At 67.1% G+C, this 23,748-nt stretch carries 30 protein-coding genes and 1 pseudogene; 22 read left to right on the forward strand and 9 right to left on the reverse strand.

Features of this window, described 5'->3' with window-relative positions:
• Positions 1-121: 121 nt before the first annotated feature.
• The gene (locus tag GNX96_RS01030; protein ID WP_279578966.1) at positions 122-1,111 is read left to right on the forward strand and encodes a hypothetical protein; all 990 of its coding nucleotides are present in this window, start codon (positions 122-124) and stop codon (positions 1,109-1,111) included.
• A 109-nt stretch (positions 1,112-1,220) separates the two neighbouring features.
• Here the strand turns inward: GNX96_RS01030 and GNX96_RS47640 are convergent, their stop codons facing one another.
• Positions 1,221-1,580 (reverse strand): hypothetical protein, encoded by a 360-nt coding sequence (locus GNX96_RS47640; RefSeq protein WP_279578967.1) that lies wholly within the window; start codon positions 1,578-1,580, stop codon positions 1,221-1,223.
• 1 nt (position 1,581) lies between these two features.
• Here GNX96_RS47640 and GNX96_RS47645 point away from each other — a divergent pair, with 1 nt between their 5' ends.
• The 3 genes from GNX96_RS47645 to GNX96_RS47655 are packed head-to-tail and all read left to right on the forward strand — an operon-like array spanning position 1,582 to position 2,418.
• Positions 1,582-1,704 (forward strand): hypothetical protein, encoded by a 123-nt coding sequence (locus GNX96_RS47645; protein WP_279578968.1) that lies wholly within the window; start codon positions 1,582-1,584, stop codon positions 1,702-1,704.
• A 15-nt stretch (positions 1,705-1,719) separates the two neighbouring features.
• Positions 1,720-1,854, forward strand: a complete 135-nt coding sequence (locus tag GNX96_RS47650; protein WP_279578969.1) for a hypothetical protein — start codon at positions 1,720-1,722, stop codon at positions 1,852-1,854.
• 15 nt (positions 1,855-1,869) lie between these two features.
• Positions 1,870-2,418, forward strand: coding sequence for a hypothetical protein (locus GNX96_RS47655; protein ID WP_279578970.1), 549 nt, complete (start codon positions 1,870-1,872; stop codon positions 2,416-2,418).
• A 108-nt stretch (positions 2,419-2,526) separates the two neighbouring features.
• Here GNX96_RS47655 and GNX96_RS01040 read toward each other — a convergent pair whose 3' ends face one another.
• Positions 2,527-3,543 carry a LacI family DNA-binding transcriptional regulator gene (locus tag GNX96_RS01040; RefSeq protein WP_279578971.1) on the reverse strand — a complete coding sequence of 339 codons (1,017 nt, stop codon included), beginning with the start codon at positions 3,541-3,543 and terminating at the stop codon, positions 2,527-2,529.
• Between the two features lie 223 nt (positions 3,544-3,766).
• Between GNX96_RS01040 and GNX96_RS47660 the strand changes: the two genes are divergently transcribed.
• The 13 genes from GNX96_RS47660 (at position 3,767) to GNX96_RS01080 (ending at position 11,336) form a co-directional block, all read left to right on the forward strand.
• Complete coding sequence (locus GNX96_RS47660) at positions 3,767-3,934, forward strand: hypothetical protein (RefSeq protein ID WP_279578972.1); 168 nt, start codon at positions 3,767-3,769, stop codon at positions 3,932-3,934.
• Positions 3,888-5,066: an extracellular solute-binding protein gene (locus GNX96_RS01045; RefSeq protein WP_279578973.1), complete on the forward strand. Its 1,179-nt coding sequence runs from the start codon at positions 3,888-3,890 to the stop codon at positions 5,064-5,066. Before GNX96_RS47660 ends, GNX96_RS01045 begins: the two co-directional genes overlap by 47 nt.
• A 3-nt stretch (positions 5,067-5,069) precedes the next feature.
• Entirely contained in the window at positions 5,070-6,020 is a 951-nt protein-coding gene (locus GNX96_RS01050; RefSeq protein ID WP_279578974.1) for a carbohydrate ABC transporter permease, read from the forward strand.
• Between the two features lie 41 nt (positions 6,021-6,061).
• Complete coding sequence (locus GNX96_RS47665) at positions 6,062-6,481, forward strand: carbohydrate ABC transporter permease (protein WP_279578975.1); 420 nt, start codon at positions 6,062-6,064, stop codon at positions 6,479-6,481.
• On the forward strand, positions 6,478-6,867 hold the full coding sequence (locus tag GNX96_RS47670) for a carbohydrate ABC transporter permease (protein WP_279578976.1): 390 nt from the start codon (positions 6,478-6,480) through the stop codon (positions 6,865-6,867). Before GNX96_RS47665 ends, GNX96_RS47670 begins: the two co-directional genes overlap by 4 nt.
• Before the next feature lie 375 nt (positions 6,868-7,242).
• Entirely contained in the window at positions 7,243-7,515 is a 273-nt protein-coding gene (locus GNX96_RS47675; protein ID WP_279578977.1) for an NAD(P)-binding protein, read from the forward strand.
• Positions 7,485-8,624: a Rossmann-fold NAD(P)-binding domain-containing protein gene (locus tag GNX96_RS01060; protein WP_279578978.1), complete on the forward strand. Its 1,140-nt coding sequence runs from the start codon at positions 7,485-7,487 to the stop codon at positions 8,622-8,624. Before GNX96_RS47675 ends, GNX96_RS01060 begins: the two co-directional genes overlap by 31 nt.
• Positions 8,609-8,809 carry a hypothetical protein gene (locus tag GNX96_RS47680; RefSeq protein ID WP_279579050.1) on the forward strand — a complete coding sequence of 67 codons (201 nt, stop codon included), beginning with the start codon at positions 8,609-8,611 and terminating at the stop codon, positions 8,807-8,809. The genes GNX96_RS01060 and GNX96_RS47680 overlap by 16 nt, the downstream gene beginning before the upstream one ends.
• A complete protein-coding gene (locus GNX96_RS47685) occupies positions 8,794-8,919 on the forward strand; it encodes a GMC oxidoreductase (RefSeq protein ID WP_279579044.1) in 126 nt (41 codons plus the stop codon). Before GNX96_RS47680 ends, GNX96_RS47685 begins: the two co-directional genes overlap by 16 nt.
• On the forward strand, positions 8,916-10,076 hold the full coding sequence (locus GNX96_RS01065) for a patatin-like phospholipase family protein (protein WP_163566654.1): 1,161 nt from the start codon (positions 8,916-8,918) through the stop codon (positions 10,074-10,076). Before GNX96_RS47685 ends, GNX96_RS01065 begins: the two co-directional genes overlap by 4 nt.
• Positions 10,037-10,546 carry a hypothetical protein gene (locus tag GNX96_RS01070; protein ID WP_163566655.1) on the forward strand — a complete coding sequence of 170 codons (510 nt, stop codon included), beginning with the start codon at positions 10,037-10,039 and terminating at the stop codon, positions 10,544-10,546. The genes GNX96_RS01065 and GNX96_RS01070 overlap by 40 nt, the downstream gene beginning before the upstream one ends.
• Positions 10,428-11,027, forward strand: a complete 600-nt coding sequence (locus GNX96_RS01075; protein WP_163566656.1) for a hypothetical protein — start codon at positions 10,428-10,430, stop codon at positions 11,025-11,027. The genes GNX96_RS01070 and GNX96_RS01075 overlap by 119 nt, the downstream gene beginning before the upstream one ends.
• 66 nt (positions 11,028-11,093) lie before the next feature.
• Positions 11,094-11,336, forward strand: a complete 243-nt coding sequence (locus GNX96_RS01080) for a hypothetical protein (RefSeq protein ID WP_163566657.1) — start codon at positions 11,094-11,096, stop codon at positions 11,334-11,336.
• Here the strand turns inward: GNX96_RS01080 and GNX96_RS01085 are convergent.
• Positions 11,305-14,073: a helix-turn-helix transcriptional regulator gene (locus GNX96_RS01085; protein ID WP_163566658.1), complete on the reverse strand. Its 2,769-nt coding sequence runs from the start codon at positions 14,071-14,073 to the stop codon at positions 11,305-11,307. The two genes, GNX96_RS01080 and GNX96_RS01085, sit on opposite strands and share 32 nt — an antisense overlap.
• 262 nt (positions 14,074-14,335) lie before the next feature.
• Here GNX96_RS01085 and GNX96_RS01090 point away from each other — a divergent pair, with 262 nt between their 5' ends.
• On the forward strand, positions 14,336-14,908 hold the full coding sequence (locus tag GNX96_RS01090; RefSeq protein ID WP_163566659.1) for an RNA polymerase sigma factor: 573 nt from the start codon (positions 14,336-14,338) through the stop codon (positions 14,906-14,908).
• 192 nt (positions 14,909-15,100) lie between these two features.
• Here the strand turns inward: GNX96_RS01090 and GNX96_RS47690 are convergent, their stop codons facing one another.
• Positions 15,101-15,493, reverse strand: a complete 393-nt coding sequence (locus GNX96_RS47690) for a hypothetical protein (protein WP_279578979.1) — start codon at positions 15,491-15,493, stop codon at positions 15,101-15,103.
• A 166-nt stretch (positions 15,494-15,659) separates the two neighbouring features.
• On the opposite strand from GNX96_RS47690, the gene GNX96_RS01100 reads away from it, so the two are divergent.
• Positions 15,660-15,872 (forward strand): hypothetical protein, encoded by a 213-nt coding sequence (locus GNX96_RS01100; protein WP_163566661.1) that lies wholly within the window; start codon positions 15,660-15,662, stop codon positions 15,870-15,872.
• A gap of 13 nt (positions 15,873-15,885) precedes the next feature.
• Here GNX96_RS01100 and GNX96_RS47695 read toward each other — a convergent pair whose 3' ends face one another.
• The 4 genes from GNX96_RS47695 to GNX96_RS01120 form a co-directional block, all read right to left on the reverse strand.
• Complete coding sequence (locus GNX96_RS47695; RefSeq protein ID WP_279578980.1) at positions 15,886-16,815, reverse strand: hypothetical protein; 930 nt, start codon at positions 16,813-16,815, stop codon at positions 15,886-15,888.
• Positions 16,816-17,638: 823 nt separating this feature from the next.
• Positions 17,639-18,568, reverse strand: a complete 930-nt coding sequence (locus tag GNX96_RS01110; RefSeq protein ID WP_163566662.1) for a hypothetical protein — start codon at positions 18,566-18,568, stop codon at positions 17,639-17,641.
• A 552-nt stretch (positions 18,569-19,120) separates the two neighbouring features.
• The gene (locus GNX96_RS01115) at positions 19,121-19,909 is read right to left on the reverse strand and encodes a hypothetical protein (RefSeq protein ID WP_163566663.1); all 789 of its coding nucleotides are present in this window, start codon (positions 19,907-19,909) and stop codon (positions 19,121-19,123) included.
• A gap of 101 nt (positions 19,910-20,010) precedes the next feature.
• Positions 20,011-20,331, reverse strand: a complete 321-nt coding sequence (locus GNX96_RS01120; protein WP_163566664.1) for a hypothetical protein — start codon at positions 20,329-20,331, stop codon at positions 20,011-20,013.
• Positions 20,332-20,424: 93 nt separating this feature from the next.
• On the opposite strand from GNX96_RS01120, the gene GNX96_RS01125 reads away from it, so the two are divergent.
• From GNX96_RS01125 to GNX96_RS01135, 3 genes are all read left to right on the forward strand, one after another.
• Positions 20,425-20,832, forward strand: a complete 408-nt coding sequence (locus GNX96_RS01125) for an MGMT family protein (RefSeq protein WP_452124452.1) — start codon at positions 20,425-20,427, stop codon at positions 20,830-20,832.
• Between the two features lie 123 nt (positions 20,833-20,955).
• A complete protein-coding gene (locus GNX96_RS47700; RefSeq protein ID WP_279578981.1) occupies positions 20,956-21,510 on the forward strand; it encodes a hypothetical protein in 555 nt (184 codons plus the stop codon).
• A 452-nt stretch (positions 21,511-21,962) separates the two neighbouring features.
• Entirely contained in the window at positions 21,963-22,859 is an 897-nt protein-coding gene (locus GNX96_RS01135) for a LacI family DNA-binding transcriptional regulator (protein ID WP_279578982.1), read from the forward strand.
• 133 nt (positions 22,860-22,992) lie between these two features.
• Here the strand turns inward: GNX96_RS01135 and GNX96_RS01140 are convergent.
• A pseudogene (locus GNX96_RS01140) lies at positions 22,993-23,639 on the reverse strand (polysaccharide lyase family 7 protein).
• Positions 23,640-23,748: the final 109 nt, after the last annotated feature.

The following is a 23,748-nucleotide window of genomic DNA, read 5'->3' on the forward strand; positions in this document are numbered from 1 at the left end:
GGACACATCGGGGGAAAACCGGCGTCCAACACCAAAGTGGGGCAAAACATGTCAGAACGTCGAGCATTGCTGGTTGGCACTCTGCCCGGCGGCACCGCCGATGAAGCCATGAGGTCCGCTGTTGAGCGGCTCGGACCACACCTCAGCCAGCTGCCGGACGGCGAGACCGGGGACCGGCGGGCGGATCTGGGTGGTCGGCCTGATCATGGCCTTCGAAGGGCACCCCGACCTGGAGATCGCCCACGAAGGCGACTGGTCGGACTACAAGCACCAGCGGAATTTCCGCGTACGCAAAGGACACCAGCTGCGTGGCGACAAGCTCGACCTGGAATATCTGAAGTGGTACGAGCTCAACCGGCCGGTCTTCGACAAGGTCAAGGACGACGCGAAGTTGTCCGATCTTTCCTTCCAGGTGGGCATTCCCGGCGACCTGGACATGACGATGTTCACCATGGGCCCGACCCGGATGCTGGGCAAGCGCGAGCCGTTCAGCGAGGCGACCGTACGTGACATCACCCAGATCCACGCCGCCGCTGGCGGGGATGTGGTCTTCCAGCTCGAACTGCCGGCCGAGACGGTGTTCGTGGCCAAAGCCGGACCGCTCGGCGGCGTCGTCGCCGGCAAGCTCGCCGCCGGCATCAACCGCCTGGTCAAGGCTTCGCCGGCGGGCGCCCGCTTCGGCATTCACCTCTGCCTCGGCGACCTCGGCCACAAGGCGCTCAGCGGGCTCAGTTCGGCCCGCCCGCTGGTCCGGTTCGCGAACGCCATCGCCGACGGCTGGCCCGCCGGCCGTACGCTCGAATACGTGCACGCCCCGCTGGCCGCCGGCGACGAACCGCCCAGCGTCGATCCCGCTTTCTACGCTCCGCTCACCGGCCTTGAGCTGCCCGCCGGAACCCGGTTCGTGGCTGGCTTTTTGCACGAGGAAAGGACAATCCAGGAGCAGCGCAAGCTTCTGGACGTCATCGAGGCGGCCGTCGGGCACGAGGTCGACGTAGCAGCCTCCTGCGGCCTCGGCCGCCGAACCCCGGAAGCCGGCTTCGCCACCATGGACCAAGCCCGCGCCCTCTGCGAAAAACCGCCTGATTCGACCCTGGCCACGCTTGGGTGATCCCCGGTAGTTGGCCGCCGCAGCGAGGGGTGAGTTTTCGCCGAGTGCGGGATTTTGTCCCGATCTCGGCGTTGAGTGCGGGACATTGTTCAGCGCTCGACGACCCGGGTTAGGCGGTGAGGGAGGTGCGGGCTGGCGGGACGATCGCCACTGGGCCGAGTTTTCGCAGGCCGACCCAGTCCTGGTGGAAGGTGCTGCCGGGGGCGACCTGGTCGCGGGTTTGCGGATCTCGCGGGTCGACGGGGCACATCAGGCCTCGGCGTGCGGCGTTGGCCAGCCGTGTCGGGCGGTTCGCGGAGCCTGCGCAGACCGAGGCGAGGACGTCGGCGACCGGTTTGCGGCGGTGGTCGACGGTGAACAGACCCAAGTCGTACTCGCGGTGCGGGAAGTCCAGAAGTGCCGGGTCGATGTCGTGCGAGCACCACCAGGTGATGCCGCAGAGAGCCGGATTGTCGACGACGGCGTCCACGGTGGCCTGCGCGAAGGCGGCGGCGGAGGCGGCTGGGATGTCGGGTTCGGCGGCGCCGACTTCCTGGAGCCAGACCCGGCGGTCCGCGGTGGTCGCCGCCGCCGCGGCGAGCTCGACGAGGTAGTCGGCGTGGGTGGTGGTGGCGGGTCCCAGCGGGGCGTCTATTCCGGCGACGCCGTTGAAAGTCCACGAGTGGACGGTCGTGATGTCGCCGAGGTCGACGGCCGCGGCCGGGCTGAACGGGTGCGTGGGCGAATACCAGATGTCGTCGTAGAACGAGGTCAGACAGGTGAGCCGCGGTGCGACGGCGCGTACGCCCGCGACCAGGTCGGCGGTGAAGCCGAAAGTCGCGTCCCAGGGTGGTCGGATTGGCCGGCCAGAGGTTGTTCACCTCATTACCCAGGGTGACCGCGAAGACGTTCGGGCGAGTGCTGACCGCTGCCGCCACCGTCCGGGTGTAGTCGGCGAGGCCGGCGCGCACGGTGGGGTCGGTGAAGACGCTGGCCTGATGCCACGTCAGCACCCACGACGGCAGGAAGTCGAAGCTCGACAAGTGCCCTTGCAGCAGGTCGACGGCCACCCGAAGGTCGAACTCGGCGGCACAGTCGATCACCGTCAACAGGTCATCGATCGCACGTTGCCGAATCAGCCCGCGATTGGGCTGAATCCACGGCCAGATGGGAAAAACCCGGACGTGGTCGAGACCGATCGAGGCGAGGTCGGCGAAGTCGCGGCGGGCCGCGTCCGGGTCGAAGTCCAGCCAGCTGTAGAACCACCCGGACGACGGTACGTAGTTGGCGCCCATCCAGAGCGAACGACCGGCTGTACCGCCGCCTGACAGACCATCGGACGGCACGTGGTGACACCCTTCTGCCTTCCGGCCGGCACCGTGCGCGGCCGCCGGTAGACTAAAGCGATTTAGTGACGCCGGCAAGAGCCGGCCGGGTTAAACGGCGGGAGCGGCCGTGCTTTCGCGAGCGACCAGGTTCGGCGTGGGCAGCTTCAGGCCGGTCGTCGAGGCGCCGTCGATGACGTCCAGGAGCGTACGGGCGAGCAGCTCACCCAGCGCGAAAGTGTCGCGTGAGAGGGCGGTCAGCGCCGGATGCATGAGCCGGGCCAGCAACGAGTCGTCGAAGGAGACGATGGACAGGTCTTCCGGGATCCGCAGGCCCATCTCCAGCGCGACGCCGAGGCCGGCGACGGCCATGATGTCGCTGTCGTAGACGATCGCGCTCGGCCGTGGCCGGTTCGACAGCAGTCGGCGGGTGGCAGCGGCTCCTTCGGCATCGCTGAAATCCGTCGGCCAGGACCGCGCGCCTTCCAGATCCAGCCGCGCAGCGGCGTCCCGCAACGCGCGGATTCGGCGCTGGGTATGCCAAAGTTCGGGCAGGCCCGCGACGTGCGCGATCCGCCGGTGGCCGAGCGCGGCGAGGTAGTCGACGATGTGCAGCATCGCTTCCCGGTCGTCGGTCCAGACACTCGGTAGGTTGCCGTGCTTGCCCGGTCCGCCGAGCACCACCACCGGCAGCCGCGAACGTTCGAGCTCTTCGACCCGCGGATCCTGTGAGCGCAGGTCGAACAAAACCACTCCGTCGACGCGGTTTTCGGACTGCCAGCGCCGATAAATGGCCGCCTCGGCGGCGATGTCCTCGACCACCAGCAGTTGCAGTCCGGTGCCGCGCACCGAAAGTCCGGCCTGCAGGCCGGAAACGATCTGCGCGAAGAACGGCTCGACGCCCAGCGTTCGGGCCGGTCGCGCGGAAACCAGCCCGACCATGCCGGCCCGGGCACCGCGCAACGCGCGGGCGGGCGCTGTGCGGCCGCCAGCCCATCTCCTCGGCGATCGGAGGATGCGCTGCCGGGTCGCGTCGCTGACGGGGGGGCGGCCGTTGAGCGCGAACGAAACCGCGCCCTTGGAGACGCCGGACTGCCGGGCGATGTCGCCGATGGTCGGCCGGGTCATGGCCACCTCCCTTCGCGCGCTTCGGGTCGTACGGGTGCGCGTACGCGCCGGGTCATCCTACGAGGCGTAGGCCTTCTCCGGCGGGTCGACGGGCCCGCGAGGCCTGGCCGGATCTTTCCCCGAGGTGCTTGACAGCCCGACGTGACCCGGCGCATAGTTCCGCAACTAGATCAGTTTAGTAACCGTCCGTGGGCGGGGCTGCCGGTCAGAGGAGACAGGGTCGATGCGCAGCAGGAACAGGTGGGTCTCGGTGGTGGCCGCCACGGCGGCCGCGGTGCTGGCGCTGTCGGCCTGCGGGCTTGGTGGCAACAGCGGTGGTGGCGGCGCCAACCAGGTGGTGCCCAGTGGGGGTCCGCTCAAGGGCGAGATCACCTATCACGTGGTCTCTTAAAAACGACAAGTTCACCCCCTATTTCACCGCCCTGATCAAGGCTTTCCAGGCGCAGCACCCGGGTACGAAGATTAACTGGATCGACCAGCCAGGCGACGGCTACGAGGCCAAGGTGTCCAGCCAGGTCAGCAGCGGCAGCCTGCCGGACGTGGTCAACCTGCCGCCGGAATTCGCTTACCAGGTCGTCCAGGCCGGGGGTCTTTTGGACCTTTCGAAGAACATCCCGACGCTGACCCAGGACTACGTCAAAAGTGGCCTGAACGCGTACACGTATCCGGGTGTTTCCGGCACGTACGGCCTGCCCTGGTATCTCGGCACCGACGTGAACTTCTGGAACACGGCCCTGTTGCAGAAGGACGGCCTGAATCCGGCCAACCTGCCCAAAACCTTCGACGAGTTGGTCGCGCAAGCCAAGATCATGCACGACAAGTCCGGCGGCAGGGACTACTTGATGAGCCGGCCGCCCGGCATCCTGGACATCTACAACTCCGGTACGGCGATGATGTCCGCGGACGGCAAGAAGTTCGTCTTCAACACGCCCGCCGCCGAGGCCATCGTCGACAAATACACGGCCGCTTTCAAGGCCGGCTACCTGCCGGCGGACGTGCTCACCAAGTCATACGAGGGAAACTCGGCGCTGTTCGTCAAGCAGGTGGTCGGCTGGACGACCGGCACCGGAAACTACATTCAGGGCACCGCGCAGACGAACCCGACGCTGGCCAAGCAGATCATCCCGTCGCCGGCGATCGGCACCCCGCCGCTGTACGTGCAGGGAATTTCGGTTTCGGCGAAAAGCAAGAACCTGCCGCTGGCGCTGGCTTTCGCCCAGTTCTCCACCAACAACGACAACCAGGTCAACTTCATCAAGCTGGCGCAGGGATTTCTGCCCGGCACCACGGCGGCGGGATCCAGCCCGGTGTACAGCAAGAGCGACGGCACCCCGCAAGGTGACGCGGCGGTGATCGCGTACGCGTCGCTGAAAACCGCGGTGAATGTCAAGCCGGCGGCGTGGACCGACGCGATGGACACCTACCTCGCGCAGCAGATCGCGCTCGCGATGACCGGCAAGCAGACCTCCAAGCAGGCATTGGACAACGCGGTCGCGAAGAGCAACCAGCTGCTCGGGCCCTGAGCGTTGAGCACGCTCCGGCAGGACCGGCCGGCGACCGCGCGTCGCCGGCCTTCGCCGAGTGTGCCGGCGCGCCGGCGGATCCGGTTCCAGCGCTGGTTCAGCCCGTGGCTGTTGGTGGTGCCCGCATTGCTCTGGCTGGCTGTTTTCAGTCTGTGGCCAGCGATCAACACCGGTGTGCTGTCGTTCACCAACGTTCGTACGCTCACTGGCGGCGAGTTCGTCGGGTTGACCAACTACGCCCAGATGTTCCAGGATCCGCAGCTGCGGGACGCGATCGTCAACACCGTCCTCTACATGCTCGTTTGCCTGCCGTTGCTGGTGTTCCTGCCGTTGTTGCTGGCCTTGCTGGTGGAGCGGCAGCTGCCTTTCATCACGTTTTTCCGTACGGTGCTGTATTTTCCGGTGATCGCGTCCGCGGTCGTGGTCGCGTTGATCTGGCAGTGGCTGCTGGACGAACGAGGGGTGGTCAACGGACTGGCGCAGCAGCTCAACCTCACGCATGCGGCTGTTCCCTTCCTGACCGACCGCTGGCTGCTGCTGTTCAGCGCCATTGGCCTCACGGTGTGGAAGGGCGTCGGCTACTACATGATTATTTACCTGTCGGCGCTGGGAAATGTCCGCCAGGAACTGCATGAGGCGGCCGCGGTGGACGGCGCCGGCCTGATCCGTCGGTTCTGGACCGTCACCGTTCCGGGCGTACGCGGCACGATGGTGCTGGTCGCGGTGCTGATCTCGGTGAACGCGATGCGTATCTTCACCGAGCTCTACATCCTGGGTGGCTCCACCGGTGGGGTCGGCGGCCAGGACGTTTCGGTGGTGATGCTGATCCAGGGCGCCGGGTCCGGTGCCAACGGCCAACTCGGGTACGCGTCCGCCCTGAGTGTGCTGCTTTTCGTCATCACCGTGGGCCCGATGATCGCGCTGGCTCGGCTCAACAGGTCGGCCGACCAGTGAGCGCCCGCAGGTCTTTTGGATCGCTGACACCGCTCGGTCTGGTGGCGCGGTATGTCACGTTGCTCGGCGTGCTGGCCATCACGATCGGCCCGCTGCTATGGGAATTGGCCACCTCACTGAAAAGCAAGGCCGAGGACGTGTACGCGGCGACGCCTTCGTTTGTGCCGCAGCACCCGACTTTCGCGAACTATGCCGAGGTTGCCCGGACGATCCCGGTCTGGCAGTTCGCCACCAACTCGCTGATCGTCGCCGCGCTGTGCGTGGTTGGCAACCTGATCGGCGCGACCATCGCCGGCTTCGCGTTGGCTCGGCTCAAATTCCGCGGCCGGCGGCTGGTTTTCGGACTGTTCCTGTCGACTTTGGTGCTGCCCGGCGAAGTGACGATCATTTCGCAGTTCCAAACGGTGGTGAACCTCGGTGTTGGCAACACCTTGCTGGGGGGGTCGCGTTGCCGTCGATGATCGGCGCCTTGAACGTTTTGTTGATGCGCAACGCCTTTATGGCCATCCCGCTGGAGATCGACGAAGCGGCGTTGCTGGACGGGGCGAATGTCTGGCAGCGGCTGCTCTATATCGGCCTGCCGAGCGTACGCGGAATCATGAGTGTGGTCGCGATTCTTTCGTTCATCGGCGCCTGGGACGACTTTCTCTGGCCGCTGTTGGTGTTGCAGAGCCCGGACAAGTTGACACTGACGGTCGGGCTGGCGTACCTGCACAGCACCTTCTCGGCCGATCCCCGGACCATCGCCGCCGGCGCGATGATCGCCTTGCTGCCGATTGTGGTGTTGTTCGTCTCGTTGCAGCGATTCTTCTTCCGAGGCGTCGGCGAAGGAGCCGTCAAAGGCTGACCGCGCTCTCCACTCCACCGACTGGGCGCTGACAGCCACTATCGGGACGCTGGCGCTGTGACGAGGCACACCAGCATCTGTGGCCCCAGAAACCCGAGGAATCTGTGGAACCCGGTAAGGCGCATGCATCAGCGATGGCTGGTAACGATTGGACCTTTTTGTTCCAGCACTTACACGGAATGCAATCAAACGATTACACAGAATAGTCATGACCCTGCCCTTCAGGGCGGTCAAGGGGCGCTGAAAGTACCGCTGGGCGGGCCTTTTCGGGTCAGCGGGGCCGTCTCTCAGTCATTCTGAAAGCAAATCCGGGCCGCGATGTATCAGGCCATCCGGTCGGGCCGTCCTCATAGGAGAGCGCTGGAGGGGATGGAGATGGCTGACGCGCGGGGGTGGGTCGACGCGGTCGTGGTCGGCTCCGGGTTCGGCGGTGCGGCGGCGGCGGCCTGCCGGCTGGCCGAGGCCGGCCGGTCGGTGTGTGTGCTGGAACGCGGCAAGACGTATCCGCCCGGCTCGTTCCCGCGTCGGCCGGACCAATGGCCGCCAACTTCTGGGATCCCAGCGAGGGATTGCAGGGCATCTTCGACATCTGGTCCTTCCGGCACCTGGAGTCCGTGGTGGCCAGCGGGGTCGGCGGCGGCTCGCTGATCTACGCGAACGTCATGTTGCGCAAGGACGAGCACTGGTTCGTACGCGATCAGGGCCCGGCTGGCGGGTACGAGTCGTGGCCGGTCACCCGCGAGGACCTGGAGCCCTGGTACGACCGGGCCGAGAAAATGATGGGCGCGACCGGAAATCCGTATCCGTACACCGACCGGACGGCGAAGACGCAGGCGATGCGGCGGGCCGCGAGTCGGCTGGGAATGGACTGGTTTCGGCCGCCGCTCGCGATCGCTTTCGCCGGCGACGGCAAGCGGCCCGGCGAGCCGATCCCGGACTCCGCCGACAACATTCACGGCGTGGCGCGGCTTTCCTGCCGGTTGTGCGGCGAATGTGACATCGGCTGCAACGACGGCGCCAAGAACAGTCTCGACTTCACCTACCTCACCGCTGCCGTACGAGCCGGCGCACAGTTGCAGGATCGCAGCGAGGTCAAGGAAATCCTGCCGATTGACGGTGGCTACGAGGTGCGGTACGTCCGGCACCACGCGGACAACGAAGGTATTCGGCGGGGCACCGGGGTGCCACCGAAAACCGTGCTGCGCTGCCGGACCCTGGTACTGGGCGCCGGCACCTTCGGATCGACTTTCCTGTTGCTCCGCAACCGGAAAGCTTTCCCGGGCCTCAGCCCGGCGCTGGGCACCCGGTTCTGTGGCAATGGTGACCTGCTTGGATTTGTTTTGGACAGCCCGGACAAACTGAACGCCTCGTACGGGCCGGTGATCACCAGCACCATGCGGGTGCCGGACGAGCTGGACGGTGGCACCGGCCGCGGCTATTACATCCAGGACGGCGGTTATCCGGGTTTTGTTGACTGGCTGGTGGAAGCGGCGACGCTGACCGGTCCGGCGAAGCGAGCCGCCCGGTTCGCCGTCCGCACTGATGCAAGTTCGCCGGCGGACCGCCGGCCAGCGAGATCGGCAACCAGCTGGCCGCACTGGTCGGACAGGGCAAGTCGTCTTCCGGCGCGTTGCCGCTGCTGGGCATGGGCCGCGATGTCCCGGATGGCCGATTGCGGCTGGAGAACGGATATCTGGAGCTGGACTGGTGTGACGAGAGCTCCCGGGAGTATTTCGCGACCGTGCAGGCGTCGATGACGGCGATCGCGCAGGAGCTTGGCGGCCGGTTCATGATCAACCCTTCCCGGCACCTGCACCGCATTATTTCCCCGCATCCGCTCGGCGGGGTGCCGATGGGCAGTAATCCGGACCAGGGGGTGTGGTGGACGCGCACGGCGAGGCGTACGGGCATCCCGGCCTTTTCGTGGTGGATGGCTCGGTGATGCCGGGCCCGGTCGGTGCGAACCCGTCGCTGACGATCGCGGCGCTGGCCGAGCGGTTCACCGAACGCATTCTGGAGCGGCTCGACCAGCGGCTGGCGGTGGCCCGGTGACCGCGCCACCGTCGCCGCGGCGAGCACTGATTATGGCTGGCGGCGGCCTGAAAGTGGCTTACCAGGCCGGAGTTTTACAGGTCTGGCTGGATGAAGCAGAGCTGGATTTCGATCTGGCCGACGGCGCCAGCGGTGGTGTCCTCAACCTGGCAATGTGGTGCCAGGGCATGACCGGCACCCAGATCGCCGACAACTGGCGGGCATATCACCCTCTGCGGGCCGGCACGCCGAACGTGCGTGGGTGGCTGCGCGGACCGTACGCGCCCTCGCTTTTGACCCTCTCGGGAATGAAAAACCGGGTCCTGCCGGGGTTTGGGTTGGACTGGCACGCGATCCGGTCCACCAGACGAGAGGCGACTTTCAATCTTTTCAACGTCAGCCGGCAGGAACACCAGGTGCTGCCGGCCGCGCGAATGACCGATGATTTGCTGCTTTCCGGGATCGCACTGCCGATGTGGTTCCCGCCGGTACGGGTCGACGGCGACACGTACATAGACTCGGTTTTCGCCACCGACGCGAACCTGGAGGAAACCGTCCGCCGCGGGGCCACCGAGTTGTGGGTGATCTGGACGGTGAGTACGCGCGGGCAGTGGCGTCCCGGTTTCGTGTCGGAATACTTCACCATGATCGAGGCGGCGGCGAACAGCCGGCTGCGCGCCTCGCTGGACCGGATCGAGCGCAGCAATGCGGCGCTGACTGCTGGGAAACCGTCCGAGTTCGGCCATAAAGTCACCGTGCACCTGTTGGCCGCTGAGGTGCCGCTGCACTATTTGTTGAATTTCCGCAAGGCGAGTTTCGCCGAGGCGGTCGATCTGGGGGTACGGGATGCCCGCGCTTGGTGCGCCAAGCGCGGGATTCCGGTCCGTACGAAGGAGTTCCTGCCGCAACCGGCAGCGGTCGACTCGGTCAGCTTCCATGAGGTGATGACCGGCACGATCAGCCGCAACCGGGCGCCGGCCGGGCAATCCGCCAAGATGACGTGGAATTGGACGTGGTGGTCAAGGACACCGCCCGTTTCGTGGCTGATTCAGCGCACGTCGCGGCCGTTTTCGGGGTCGTACGCTGTGCTGCTCTTGGTGGGGAACTGCCTATTCGGCAAGGAAGTTTCAACATCCTGGTGGACGCCGGGTCGACCGCGCCGCAGCCGACCAAACTGATGGTCTACGACCTGGAAGTGACCGACGCGAAAGGCCGCGCTTTGGCCATTCACGGGGTGAAAACCGTCCGCCACGATGCCACTCTGGACCTTTGGCCGGACACCACCACGTTGGCCACCGAGGTCCGGCACGACCATCGGCTGATCGCCGCTGGCACGTTGCGGATCAGCGTCCCCGGGCTGCTCCGCCAGCTTGCCTCTTTCCGGGCCACCGCGTCCACACCCACCGAGCAAGCCGAGGCGCTGGGCCGGTTCGGCACGTTCTTTTTAGGCCATTTATGGGAAGTCTACCGGCGGCGAGCCGCCGCGCCGATCCCGTTGCCGCGCGCTGGCTGCGCAAGACGGCGGCCAGGTGACCGGCAGATGGACCGTGCTGGCCCGCCGGCACGGGGTCTCGCTGCGGGTGTGCGGGCAGGGCCCGCCGGTGGTGGTGATCCCGGGCATGGAAGGCAGCGGGGAAAGCTGCCTTGATGTGGTACTTCCGGTCGTACGGACCGGAATCAGAGTCCCTGTGGAGGCGCCGGGTGGGCTCGGGGGCGCCTTCGCAGGGACGCCTGGACGGTCTCCGGACGCCGAGACGGGGGCGTCCGGAGGCCGCGTTATCCTGGTCGACTATTCGGCTGAGCGGCACCGGTTGTTGGGGCAGTTGGTCGGTACGATCGCGGGCCTCCTTCGGCAGGTGTTGCCTCCCGATGAGCCGGTGGTGTGGTGGGGTCAGTCATTCGGCAATCTGCTGATCGCGCTGGTGCGGCAGCGGCTCGACCTGGCACGGGGGGCGGGCGGTGCTGGTGAGCCCTTTTACCGGTCTTCCGGCCGTACGCGTACGCATCGGTCATGTTGCGATGGCGCTCACTCCGTCGAGCGTTTACGCGAGTACGGCTCGACCCACCGGGCGGTTGCTTTTCGGTCCGGATCCCGACGATGCCGGCGGGCCTTTTTTTCGGTGCGCTAGCGGCGATGCATCCGCTCACAGTGCGGCGGCGGCGAATGGGCTGGTTGGCCGGTCAGGATTTCGCGAGTGCTTTTCTGGCTCTCCGCGATCCACTCGGGGTCTGGCTGGGCGATCGGGACCGGTTGGTCGATTTACCGCGACAGCTGGCATTCATTTTTTTCCGCGCTGGCGCGCCGGCCGGGTGACCGGTTGACCGTGGTCGGCGGTTGCGGTCACGTCGTACTTCCGTTGCAGGCTATGGAAAGCGTACGCACCGGCGTGCGGGACTGGTTGAACCTCAACCCGCCGTCGGACGCCCGTCAGCAATAGCGCGGGCCAACTGGCCACGAGAGCGCAGTCCGAGTTTGCGATAGGTGTTCGACAGGTGATATTCGATGGTTTTGGGCGAGAGAAACAATTGTGCGGCCGCCTCGGCGTTGCTCGCGCCATCGGCGACCACCATCGCGACCTGCAGCTCCTGAGGGGTGAGTTGCCCGGAAGGCGACTCCCGGCGCGGGCGGGCGGTCGCGCCGCTGGCCCGGAGTTCGCCGTGCGCGCGATCGCTCCACGGCTTGGCGCCCAGGCGGTCGAACTGCTCGGCGGCGGTTTCCAGCGCTTCCCGGGCGGCCGCCCGGCGGCGCTGGCGGCGCAGCATTTCCCCGTAACAGAGCCAAGTCCGGGCCGCATCGAAGGGCTGCGCGGCGCGGCCGTGCCATTCGAGTGCTTCGGCGAAGGCCTTGTCGGCGTCGTCCGGCGAGGCGGCGAGCAGGCCGCGGCAGCGGGCCGCGATGGCCACTTCGGTCGGGCGGGCGGTGCTGGCGGCCTCGGCGGCGAGGATCTGGTACGGCGCGTCGGCGCGGTCCGGCTGGCCGGCTCGTACCAACGCCTCCACCAGATCGCCGGCCCAGTTGAGCAGCACCGGGTCGCCGAGCTCGTGTTCGGCGCAGAACCGGCCGACCTCGGCGAAGTGTGCGGTCGCCTCGACGGCGCGGCCTTCGGCCAGCTCCAGCAGCAGCCCCAGCGCGCTCGCGACGCGTGCGTTGATGACAGTCGCGCCCGCGGTGGACTGGATCGCCCGCTCGGCGTGCTGCCGGCACTCCTGCCCGCGGCCCATCCCAGCCTCGATGGTGGCGAGCGTGACCAGGCTGTTGGGCACCTCGGTCTGCCAGCCGCTCTGCTCCGACAGCACCAGGGCATCGTGCGCGTACGAATAGGCGGCCGCCCAGTCGCCGGCCCGGAACTCCAACACCGCGAGCCGGGACAGCTGGAAGGGCAGCAGTCCGGCGGCGCTGGCCTGGCGGGCCGATCGTACGGCGTATTCCAGCAGCCGGCGGGCGTGCGCGGGCTCCTCCAGCGACTCCCAGCCCTGCGCGGCGACCAGCAGCAAGTGCTCGCTGCTGAGCGGATCCCAGTCCATAAGGCCGGGCTCGCAGCGGATCAACAGCTCCCTGGCCTCGTCGCCGTGCCCACTGATCGCGCGGGTCAGGGCGTAGACGAGCAGGACCGGGACAGCGACCAGATCGGGCTGGTCGGTGACCTGTTCGGCGGCCCAGCCGGCCACCTCGGACGCCATTCGTTGCTCGCCCATCATCGCTGTCACCAGCGCAACGTGAGCGCTCATAAGGGCCGCCCAGATGGGTTCTTGCGGAGCGATCCGGCGAGCCTCGGCGAGGGTCAGGTCGCGGGCCAGCGCGGGCTGGCCGCCCCACATGCCGATCCGGCCCCAGAGCGCCCGTGCCTCGGTCTGCAGGTGCGGGTCGTCGGTCTCCTCCTGGGCGCTGCTGATCAGCGCTTGACCGAGGTCGATCTGGCCGGACGGCAGGCTCTGGTACGCGGCTTGGATGAGCCGCCGGGCCCGAGTCAGTCCGGGCGGGGTGAGCCGGGCAGCCCGCCGGTAGAGGTCCATCGCGGTGGCGTAGCTGCGTCGCTCGACGGCGCCGGCCGCGGCCGCGTCCAGGTCCGCGGCGGTCTGCTCGTCCGGGCCGATGGACGCGGCTGCGAGATGCCACCCACGACGTTCGGCCGCGCGCGTACCACCCAGGTGCCGGAAAGCCTCGGCGAGCGCGCGATGGGCGGCCCGCCGGTCGGCCGGCGACGCCGACTGGTAGAGCGCCGAGCGAACCAGTGGATGCCGGAAGCTGATGCCCCGCTCGTCGATCAGCACCAGCCCGCTGGTCTCGGCCGGCTCGAGGTCGGTCGCGGACAGTCCTTCCAGGTCCAGCGCGGGCAACAGCACGTCCTCGGCGACCGAGGGCTGCGAGCCGACCGCGGCCAGCACGAGCAGGGCGCGCTGGGTGGACTGCGGTTGGGCGGTGATCTGGCTGCCGTACGCGAGCTCGAGTCGGCGGCTGATCGGCAGCGGTTGTACGGGCGAGACTTCCGGGCCGATCTTGGGAAACTCCAGCAGCGCGAGCGGATTGCCGGCGGATTCCTGGATTCGCTGGGCGAGCAGCGTACGGCTCCAGCCGGTGCTGTGGGCGTCCACCAGCTCCCAGGCGGCCGGCTCCGGCAGCGGTGGCAGCACCAGCTCCGGGATGGTGCCAAGCCAGCGCCGCAGCGGGGAGGCAGCGTCCTCAGGGGAGCGCGCGGCGAGGATGACGGCGATCCGCTCGGCCTTCAACCGGCGGGCCGCGAAGATGATCGCCTCCATCGACGGCAGGTCCAGCCAGTGCACGTCGTCCACCACCACCAACACCGGCCGCTCGTCGGCCGCGGCAGCCAGCAGGGTGAGGGTGGCCGCCGCGACGGTCAACCGGTCACCGCCGGCCGCCACCGGACCCCAGTTCAGCGCGCCCGCGAGGGCGTTCGACTGCGACTCCGGCAGCTGCGGCAGCAACTCGGTCAGCGGATCGAGCAGCCACGACAGGGCCGCGAAGGACAGCTCGGTCTCGGCCTCGTGGCCGGCCACTCGCAGTATCGAGAAGTCGGTCGCCGCCTCGACCGCGAAATCCACCATCCGGGTCTTGCCGATGCCGATTTCGCCGCGTATCAACAGCACGCCGGCCTGCCCCTGGACAGCGGCATCCAGCAGCGTACGGATGTCCGAACACTGCGTCGCGCGCCCCACCAACACACGAGAAGCGTAGAGGGGTCAGGCATCGAGCAGTAGTGACTGTCCGGACATTGGCTGCCCGTACGGGCAGATCTCGGTGAAAGCCCTGGACAGGCCGTCTGTCCGAGCCGGCCGATGGCCACAATTCGGGGCACACGAACGCATTTGGCTGCCCCGGGTGTTGCGGCCCAGGGGCACCCTGGGGTTTTCCCGGATCCACCGGCATCGGGGCGCTGGCAGGGTCTGCGGTGACACCGGCCGCGAGAGGTGACAAGCGATGCGTCCCGCCACTAAGAACCTGACCAGACACGCCAGAAGTGACGGCCAACTGGTGTCCGAGGCCGTCGCCGGAGACACCGTGAGCTGGGAAGAGCTGGTCCGCCGGTTCAGCGTCCGGCTGCACCGGATCGCCGGCACGTACGGCCTGGACAACGCGAGCGCCGCCGATGTGGTCCAGACGACCTGGCTGCGTGCTTTCGAGCGGCTGCACATGCTTCGTGACCCGGCCGCGGTCGGCGGCTGGCTCGTCACCATCACGCGGCGGGAGAGCGTGAGCGTGGTCCGTGGCCGCAGCCGGGAACGGCTGGTCGACACGTACGACAGCATCGACGCGCCGGACGACGGTCGTACGCCCGAAGACGAGATCGCCGCACTCGACCAGAACGCGCAGGTCAGGGCCGCGTTGCAGCGGTTGCCGCAGCGGGACCGCAAGCTGCTCACGATGCTGATGGCCTCTCGTACGCCCAGCTACACGGCCGCTTCGGCGGCGCTGAACATGCCGGTCGGCAGCATCGGGCCGACCCGGGCCCGCTCGCTCGCCGCGCTGCGCCGCGAGCTGGTGCACTCATGACCGACCAATCATCGAAACTTCGGGGAGAGACGATGACGACTTTCGCGGCCGCGGCCGAGCTGTTTTCGCCAGTATCGCTGGCATCTTCGCCGGCCCGGGTGTGCACCGCGGCCCGCTCCCGACCGGCCGGGAGGGCGCAGCTGTGGTGGCTGGGGGAGTCCATCGCCGGCCGCGGTACCGCGAACGCGCCGCTCAGCGCGATCCCGACACCCCATGGTCAGCTGCCCCCGCCGTACAAACCCTCGGCCGGTTTCGGGTGCTGCCCAGCGGGCAGGCCACACCAGCCGTGGAGTGGCAGTCGAAAAAGGCCCGTGACCTGCTGAAACTGCTGATCGCGCGCGGCGCGGCCGGGCGATCCCGCGGGAGGCCCTGATCGACGCGCTGTGGCCCGGCGACGACCTGGGCCGATGCGCCAACCGGCTGTCCGTCGCGCTGTCCACCATCCGCGCGGTGCTGGATCCGGACCATCGGCACCCGGCGAACCACTTCGTCAGCACCGGCAAGCACAGCGTCGCGGTCGCGAACATTCGGGTGGACGTCGAGGAATTCCTGGCCGCCGCCCGGCACGCGCTGAACGTCGACCACCCCACCGAACTCGTCCGTACCCGGATGTTCCGCCGCGCGCCGCCGCGCTCTACACCGGCGAGTTTCTGGAGCAGGACCAGCACTGCGACTGGGCCGTTGGCCTGCGCGAGGAAGCCAAGACGACTTATGTCGAACTTTTGCGTACCCTCGCCGAAACCGCGACAGTGTGTCCCGCTCGTACGACAACGCCATCCACTATCACCTGCGGATTTTGGAGCGGGACCAGTACGACGAGCAGGCGCATCTGGGATTGGTCGGAGTGCTCAAGATTTCCGGCCGGCACGGCGAAGCCCGCCGCCGGTATCGGTTCTATCTCGATCGCATGGACGAAATCGCCATCCCGCCCATGCCTTTCCCGGCCGGGGCACTGGGGCATTAGGTCCTGGTACCTGTTAGGGGCCATTGCGGCGAAAGGCTCGCCGCGCGAGCACGATCAGTGGCAGCGCGACAATCGCGGCAAGACACCAGACCGCGCCGACGACAAACCACACCCCAGCATCTGTCGGACCGCCGTCTCCGCTGGCCACCCCGAGGGTCGACAAACCGCCCGCACAGACCAAAACAGCGGTCACCACGGCCAGGATGACGAGCGTTATCTTCTCCAGCACACTGGGTTTTTTCTCCGGCGGGCGGGCCGGGCTTGCCGGTCCAGTGGGATAGGCCGTCGGCGAAGTCACCCCGGGGACCGGGGTGCCCTGCGGCTCGGGCCGCGGAACGTCTTGGGCCGCCCGGGCCGGCAGCGGCACGACCACCTGCGGCGGCACCCGTGAATCGAGATAGGCCCATGCCCGTACGTCCGGATAGAAAAGTGTCGGCTCCAGATTAACTGACATGCCGTCCAGACCAACCAACCGGCGACCGCCGTCCGGCCGGCTCAGCATCGCCGCGCATTCGTTGTAGAGCACGGTAACCGTGCCATTCGGTGTGTCCAGGCTGACGCCCTGGTCGCCAATGATCAAGGCCGTCTGGGAGTCCTCCCAGGACGGCAGCCGTTGACCGGTCACCGTGCCGCCTGACCACATCGGAGCCGGCGCGAAGCCGGCCCAGTCAGCGCTCCTGCGCGCCGGCACCTGCAGCAGTGCCGCGCTGGCGGCCTCCACCGCGACCTCATGGACATCTTGCGTGGTCACCGCGTGTATTTCCGACGCAGTGCCGTTCGGCTGCCCGGTCAGCAAATTCGCGGCGTAACTGGGCAGGGCATGCGCATCGGCGTCCGGGTGGTTGAACGTCTCCAGTCGCTTTCCGCGCACTGCCTCGACATCGGCCGGATCGATGACACCGAGCCGAAGTTTGGCGAGAACGTCGAGGAAACCGCCGAGCACCGCATCCTGCTTGTCGGGTAGGGCGTCGGCGAGCGCGGTGATCGTCGCGTACCCGTCACCGCGTCGGCTGTAGGAGCCTGTGTAGTGGTGTACGAGAAGCCACCTTCCTGGCGAAGGCTACGAAAAAGCTCGCGTTCCAGCACACCGGAATAAATGGTGGCAGCGCCTCGGTGTCGGACCGTCGCCTCCATGACGACCGCCTTTGAGCCCTCCGCGTAAAAAGCCGGAGTGGCCGGCAGGGCTGAAGTCGCCGCGGGCACCGGCATCCGGCGCCCCTCGGGCAATGTCAGCCGCAGTCCCGCCGGCACGTGGTCACTCGTCATCCACAGCACCGCGTTCTCGCGGGTGAACCACGTACGAGTCCAGTCGAGAACGTCTTGCGGGCCGATCCGGTGCAGGCCCCATTCCGGGTAGCTGAGCAGTCCGTGTCCGGCCGCGCCATATCGCCACACCGGCATCGACTCATTGACCGAACGAGACGCGCTGCTTTCTTCGGTGCGAAGAATCGCCTTTTCGGTTTCCAGTCGACTCATGGGCAGGTCCGCGAGCGCGGCGCACACCGCATGGAGAAAGCCGACCACCTCCGATTCGCTGCCCTGAATCAGAAAATGCGTGTTCACCGCGCCGGTGGTGCCGTTGAAGTGATAGTCCGTCGGCGCGTGACCATGCAAGGCCAGGTGCTCGATCAGGTGGGTGATTCCGGTACGGGCCAACGTCTCGTCGGCCCGCCCCACCCGGAAGATCAGTCCCGCCGCCATCGGTCCTGGCATCGGCGACAGGAGCGTGGGCACACCGTCGACCTCGGTCTGTCGGTACATGTGTCTCAGGCTCCCGTCGCGGCGGCACGAGCGCGTGCGAACGCGGCCGCTTCGTCGGCGTAGTTGCTCCATGGATAACTCGCCAGATTGCCGATCGCGTGAAAATGCCGTGCCGCGCGTTGATAATCCGCCACTTCAGTGAAGTAAAAGGCAAAAAGGTTGTGTGCGGCCACCCACCCGTACTGCGGCCGATAAGCGGGGTGGTCGACGGAGCGATCGGCGGCGGCGCAGACCTCGCCATATGCCTCCCGCAAGTAACGTTCGCTCTCGGCGTCGCCGTCAATCTTGAACCAGCGTTCGATGTGCGCCTCGACAATCACCGCCGGGGTGAGATCGCCCAACGGGGCACTCGACACGCATTCCCTGGCGAACGCGAACATCGCTTCCCAAGTGCCGCTCCACTTCGTACACAGCAACTGCACCATCCGGCGCTGTGCGAGGAAGTTGTGCGGATCATGCTTGGCGAGCTGAGCGTACCGGCGAAGCGATTCACTCTTGCCGAGTTCAAGTCCCATCGACGTGGTCAGCCGGGCCTGCCAGGCGGCCACGTTGTCCGGCCGGGCCGCGGTGGCGTCGATCAGCAACTGTTCTGCCTTGCAGAGGTAGTCGCGCAGCGCGGCGAACTGCTCTCGACTGACCTTCTTGGCGCTTAGGGACGTACGAACGTCCCATCCCATGGTGATATATCGAATTCCCAGGAGGGTGTGGGCAAGTCCAGGTGTTCGCTCCTGTGGAACCTGTTCGGCCAGGAAATCCTCGGAGCCCTCGACCGCGTCAACGTTCGCGGCGAGAAAGCTGCGCGAACGGTGGTCCGGAAGGCTCGCGAAAAACGCCAAAACGCCCGGCCAGTCAGCCGCTTGGACAATCGACCGCAAATGGCCCACCGCGGGATACGCCGCCGCCGCGTCGAAATCAGGTTCCCCGTGTCTACTCACGGCCGGGAAGTTTAGCCCGACCGCCTTGCCGCCATCTGCGCCCAGACCACCGTCCGAGTGCTGTTGTTGACCTTGGCCAGTTAGCCCACCGGATGGGGCATTTGCCCGCTCTGGGAGGGCAAACTGGCCAAGATCAACAAAAGGTAGCGATACAACGACACCTCAGCTGGCCCTCTTGTCCGCGTCCAGAACCTCTCGCGTTACCGCCAGTATTGCCGGTGGAGAGCAGTTCTTGCGCTCGTGTTTAGTTACCCGCTGGCGAGGCTAACCGCGCTCAGCTGTCAAAGGAGGGCGGGGCGGCGCCGCGTCCGAAGCCCCAGGTCTGTCCGAGCCGGGGTTTTGGCGGCGTCGCCGGGCGTCGACGGAAGCTGGCCAGAGCTGGCGTGGGGTCTACGCAGGCGGTGATGGCAAGACAAGGCGTGGCGAAGGCGCAGTCCCGGCAGTGTGGGCGGGGGGGTGGGGTAAGCGGCGAGGTCGGCGGCGGACATGGCCAGGGCCTCTTCGCCGATGAGGGGCGGCCGGCGGCGGCGATTTCGGGGCGGGTACGGCGAATCAGGGGCGGCGGCGGAGCGGGCCGGCGGTGCGTTGATCCACCCGGCTGGCACCGGAGGTGGGCAGTCCGCGGGCGTAGAGCCGGCGGTGCTGCGGGATCGATCGACCCCCGCCGCTGGGTTCGTGCTGGGCGACTCGCGGTGGCTCCAGCGCATCGATTTCCGGACTTTCCCGCTGCTGCTCGGAAACCGCCGTTCGGATTTCGTTGTGAATGGTGCCGGCGATCTCCATGCCGAGGTACGCCTGCTCCCACGCCCAGCAGCCGGCCACCGCCTCCTCGTCCAACACCAGCGCCTCCAGGTCCTGCCAGTCCGGCACGACCTGATGGCGTACGACCCAATAAATGTCGGTGGCGTCGACGGCGAGCAGATCGACCCGACCGGCGTAGCTGACTCGCCGGCCGTCCGCGGTCAGCAGGCCGCGGTTGGGCACCGACGGATCGGCGACCATGCCGTCCACGTCGTGGTCGATCTTGATCGGCGCGAAGTCGTCGAGCGTTGGCGCCCATTTGATGTACTGCCGAAGAATGTCCGTGCCAGTGGCGGACCCTGGCGCCTCGCCCATGGAGCGCTCGAATCCCTTGTACACCAACGGAAGGACGATCTGGCGCGGCCAGTCCCAGGTGCCCGGATAGTAGTAGACGGCCAACGCGTCCTTGATCGCGTTTTGCAGGCTGACCTGCGCCGGGTCCGCCGGTTCCAGGTCGCGGCGGTGCGCCGAGCCGAAGTCCCACTGTCGCCGGCAGCGTTTGAAGGCCGCTCGGTCGGTGGCGGTGACCACGAAATCCATCGGCCACCCACCGATCAGCGCCGCTGGTGGCGTTCGGCGGAGACGGTGTCGCCCGGGGTTGTGAACTCGTCGCGATCCATGGCATTTCCTCGCCGAACAATCTACTCCCGGCTCGGCCGCCTGTCGACGAGAACGGTCCGGTGGCTGACGGTCGGGTCGATTTCCAGCAGCATCGCCTGTGCCTCCGGCTCGACCACGGCGACGGTGAAGGTCTCGCCGGCGAAGGAGGTGATCGCGTCGAAGGAATCCCAGAATGTGTGCACGGTCAGTTCGACGATGTCGTCGTGGTCCCTGGACAGCAGGTACGCGCCGCCGAAGCCGGCCAGCTTGCGCAGCTCCGGCAACAGAGTCTGGTCGAAATAGGTGTGGTAGTCGCGGGCGCCGGCTTCGGTGGCGCGCGCTGACCAGGTCCTGGTGATCATTCCTGCAGTCTCGTCCCGCTCACCCGGCGAAGTAAAGGTATTCGGTGCGGTACTGTCCTGGTTTTGCTGCTGAATGAATGACAGGAGGAGCGCGTGATCGCGGGTGTGGAGCACGAGGTGGTCGCGCGGGTTCGCGCGGTGATCGCCCGGATCCCGGCCGGACGGGTGGCCACGTACGGCGATGTCGCCACTTTGGCGCAGGCGCCGACGGCCCAGGTGGTCGGCCAGGTGTTGTCGTTGGAGGGCGCCGAACTGCCGTGGCAGCGGGTGCTGCACGCTAGTGGGACCTGCTCGCCGCACCTGCGTGACGACCAGTTGGCGAGGCTGCGGGCCGAAGGCGTGCCGTCGGTGGACGGCAAGGTCGACCTGCGGCGGTATCGCTGGGGGAAGCAGCCGTGCCGGCGCCGGTGGACGAGTCGCAACTGGGTCTGTTCGAGGTCTGACACGTGGAAAACGACGCGGATGGCGTCTTGTTGGACCTCGGCGACGGTACGACGGTGAGGTGCTCACGGTTGCCCGACCGGCTCGGTCGCGGGGCTGTCAGTGCGGAACTATTGCGCCACAACAAGGGAAATGCCGCGACCTTGGGCATCTGGCGGGTGCGCGGGACCGCTCGGCTCCGCGGTGCTGAAGATCTCCAGTCCACCGGTTGACGGGCATGTCGGATTTTGGCCCACGAGCGACGATCCGTCGCACTGGAACTACTGGCGGCGGGAGGCTTTGGCCTACACCAGCGGGTTGACGGCCACCGCGTACGCCGGCACCGGCATCACCACCGCGGACCTGCTGGAGTCGACCGTACGTCCGGACGGCCTGGTGGAGTTCTGGCTGGCCGATGTCAGCGGCACCGACGGCTTTTCGTGGTCGGTCCCACGGATCGCGCGGTTCGCGTACGAGCTGGGGACCGGTCAGGCGCGCTGGGTTGGCCGAGTGCCGGGCACTGACTGGTTGTCGCGGCAATGGCTGGCCCAGTATTTGGTAGAGGGGCCGAGTCTTTCGGTGCGGATCCAGGACAACTTTTGGGACCACCCCAGGGTCACCGGATGGCGAGCGTCGGTACGGGAGCGGCGGCTGGGCTGGCTGTGGCCCAACCGGGAACGGATTTCTCGCCGTCGCGCGGGCCGCTCCGCGTACGCTCTGCCATCTCGATGTCTGGCCAGCGAATCTTCTGGACAGTGAAGGAAAATCCGTCCTGCTGGACTGGTCTTTCGTCGGCGAGGGAGCGGTCGGCGAGGACGTGTCCAACCTGATCGTGGACAGTTTCGCCGATGGGTTGATGGACCCGAGGCTGGTCGCGGAGGTCGCCGAGACGGCTGTCGACGGCTATCTCATCGGCCTGCGGGACGGTGGCTGGTCTGGCTCGCCGGATCAAGTGCGCACTACCATCGCGGCCTGTGGCGCGGCGAAATACAGCTGGCTGCCGCCGGCCATCCTCGGCCGGGTGGTCTCCGACGATCTCGGCACGTCCTCGTATAACCGGGACACGTCGATAGACGAGGTGGTCCAGCGGGTCGCAGGCCTGTTCGAACTGCTCGCCGAGTGGACCACGGTGGCGGACGCCGCCGGTAGGCCCGAACGGTACGCCTGTTGGTGTATCGTTTTACCGGCGCTCGTACTCGGAAGGTGGACCGGTGGCCGTAACGATCCAGGAAGTGGCCAGGGCCGCGAACGTGTCACCCAGCACGGTGTCCAATGTGCTCAACGGCCGGGACAGCCGGATGCTGCCGGAGACCAAGGTGCGGGTCGAGCAGGCGATCGCCCAGCTGGGCTACCGGCCGAACCGGGCGGCCCGGCAGCTGCGTACCGGCCGGATCCAGATGCTCGGGTTGGTGGTGCCGTCGGTGGCCAACCCGTTCTGGGGCACTTTCGCGCAACTGGTGGAAAGTGTGGCACTGCGGTCGGGTTTTCGGGTGCTGCTGTGTAACAGTGAGCGAGATCCGCAACGCGAAGCCGAGTATTTGGAGGAACTCTGGGCCGACGGGGTGAGCAGCGTGCTGCTGTGCTCGTCGCTGCCCTCGATCTCCCACGTGCAGCCTTTTCTGGAGCGCGGCATGACGATCGTCGCTTTCGACCGAACCAGCCAGCTCGGCGATCCACCGTCCCTGACCAATGTCAGCGTCGACAACTCGCTCGGGGCGCAGCTTGCCACCAGCCACCTGCTGGAGCTGGGTCACCGCCGGCTGGCGTTCGTGTCCGGTCGGGTGCACAGCGTCAACCGCAAAGAACGGCTGGACGGTTTTCTGTCCACTGTGGACCGCGCCGGCATTGCCGCGAATGAGGTCCTGGTGTGGAAAGACAGCGGTTCTGGCCGGGCCGGAGATCTTGACGCTGCCGAGGTCGGCCGGGCGGCGGCCCGCGAGCTGTTGAGCCGCCCCTGCCCGCCGACGGCTTTTGTGGCTACTAATGACATGTTCGCGATCGGTGTTTGCGCGGGCGTAAGGGACGCCGGCTTGCGGGTGGGTGCTGACGTCGGTCGGTCGTCGGGTTCGACGACATCATGCTGGCCGATCTCACTTTCCCGGCGCTGACCACGATTCGGCAGCCGCTGCCGGGCATGGCCGGCGACCGTCGACTACTTGCTCGACGGCGCCGCTGGCCAACCGGGACAGTCCGTGCTGATGCGACCCGAACTCATCGTCCGGGCTTCCACCGGTCGATGTGCTACTGGTGAGTCACAGTGACCTGGTAGATGATGACCTCGCCGTAATTCGAGCTGCTGCACGGATCGGAGTTGCCGCAGTTCGCCTGGGTGTAAGCGCCGGCCTTGAAATAGTCGCTGGAACTGCTGTTGGCGATGGTCGTCTGCAGCACACCGTTGTAGTACGCCTGGATTTGGCCGCCGCTGGCCACGAATTTCGCCTCGAACTGGGTGCCCAGCTGGTAGTTGCTGGTGACCAGCTTGTGGTGCGTGGTGTTTCCGTCAGTGACGTAGAGATTCGTGCCCTCAAGCCGGAAAACCGTCACATCGTCGTCGGCGTCGTGGATCTGGCCGGCGACGACCTGCGGCTTGTCGTTTGGCAGGTGGGTGATCGCTTCGTCGATGACCATGGTGTGAGTCCGGAGTCCGCTGACCAGCTCGCGTTTTCGGTCCCGTTGTTGGCCATTTCCCGCAACTCCGACCGCGGATAGCCGGAACCGCTGGTGGTGACACCGTTCACCGCGGCGCGGAACTGCACGCCGTGACAGCCGGAGGTAGGCACGAACCACGGCGACTTCACGTACGTCTTCAGCGCCGGCTGCTTGATTTCGGTCGGGCTGCCCGACGAACCAATGGGCAGGGTTTCCTTCCAGTTGGCCAAACTCAGCACATCTGCTGGATATTGGCAGGTCTGAGGATGATGTCCGGCGCTGGCTGGCCGGCGCGGTGGCGGTCGCGGACACCGCCGCGATGACGGCGCCCAGGACGAGAGTCCGCTG

It is taken from the genome of Fodinicola feengrottensis (assembly GCF_010993775.1).
GTDB lineage: Bacteria > Actinomycetota > Actinomycetes > Mycobacteriales > HKI-0501 > Fodinicola > Fodinicola feengrottensis.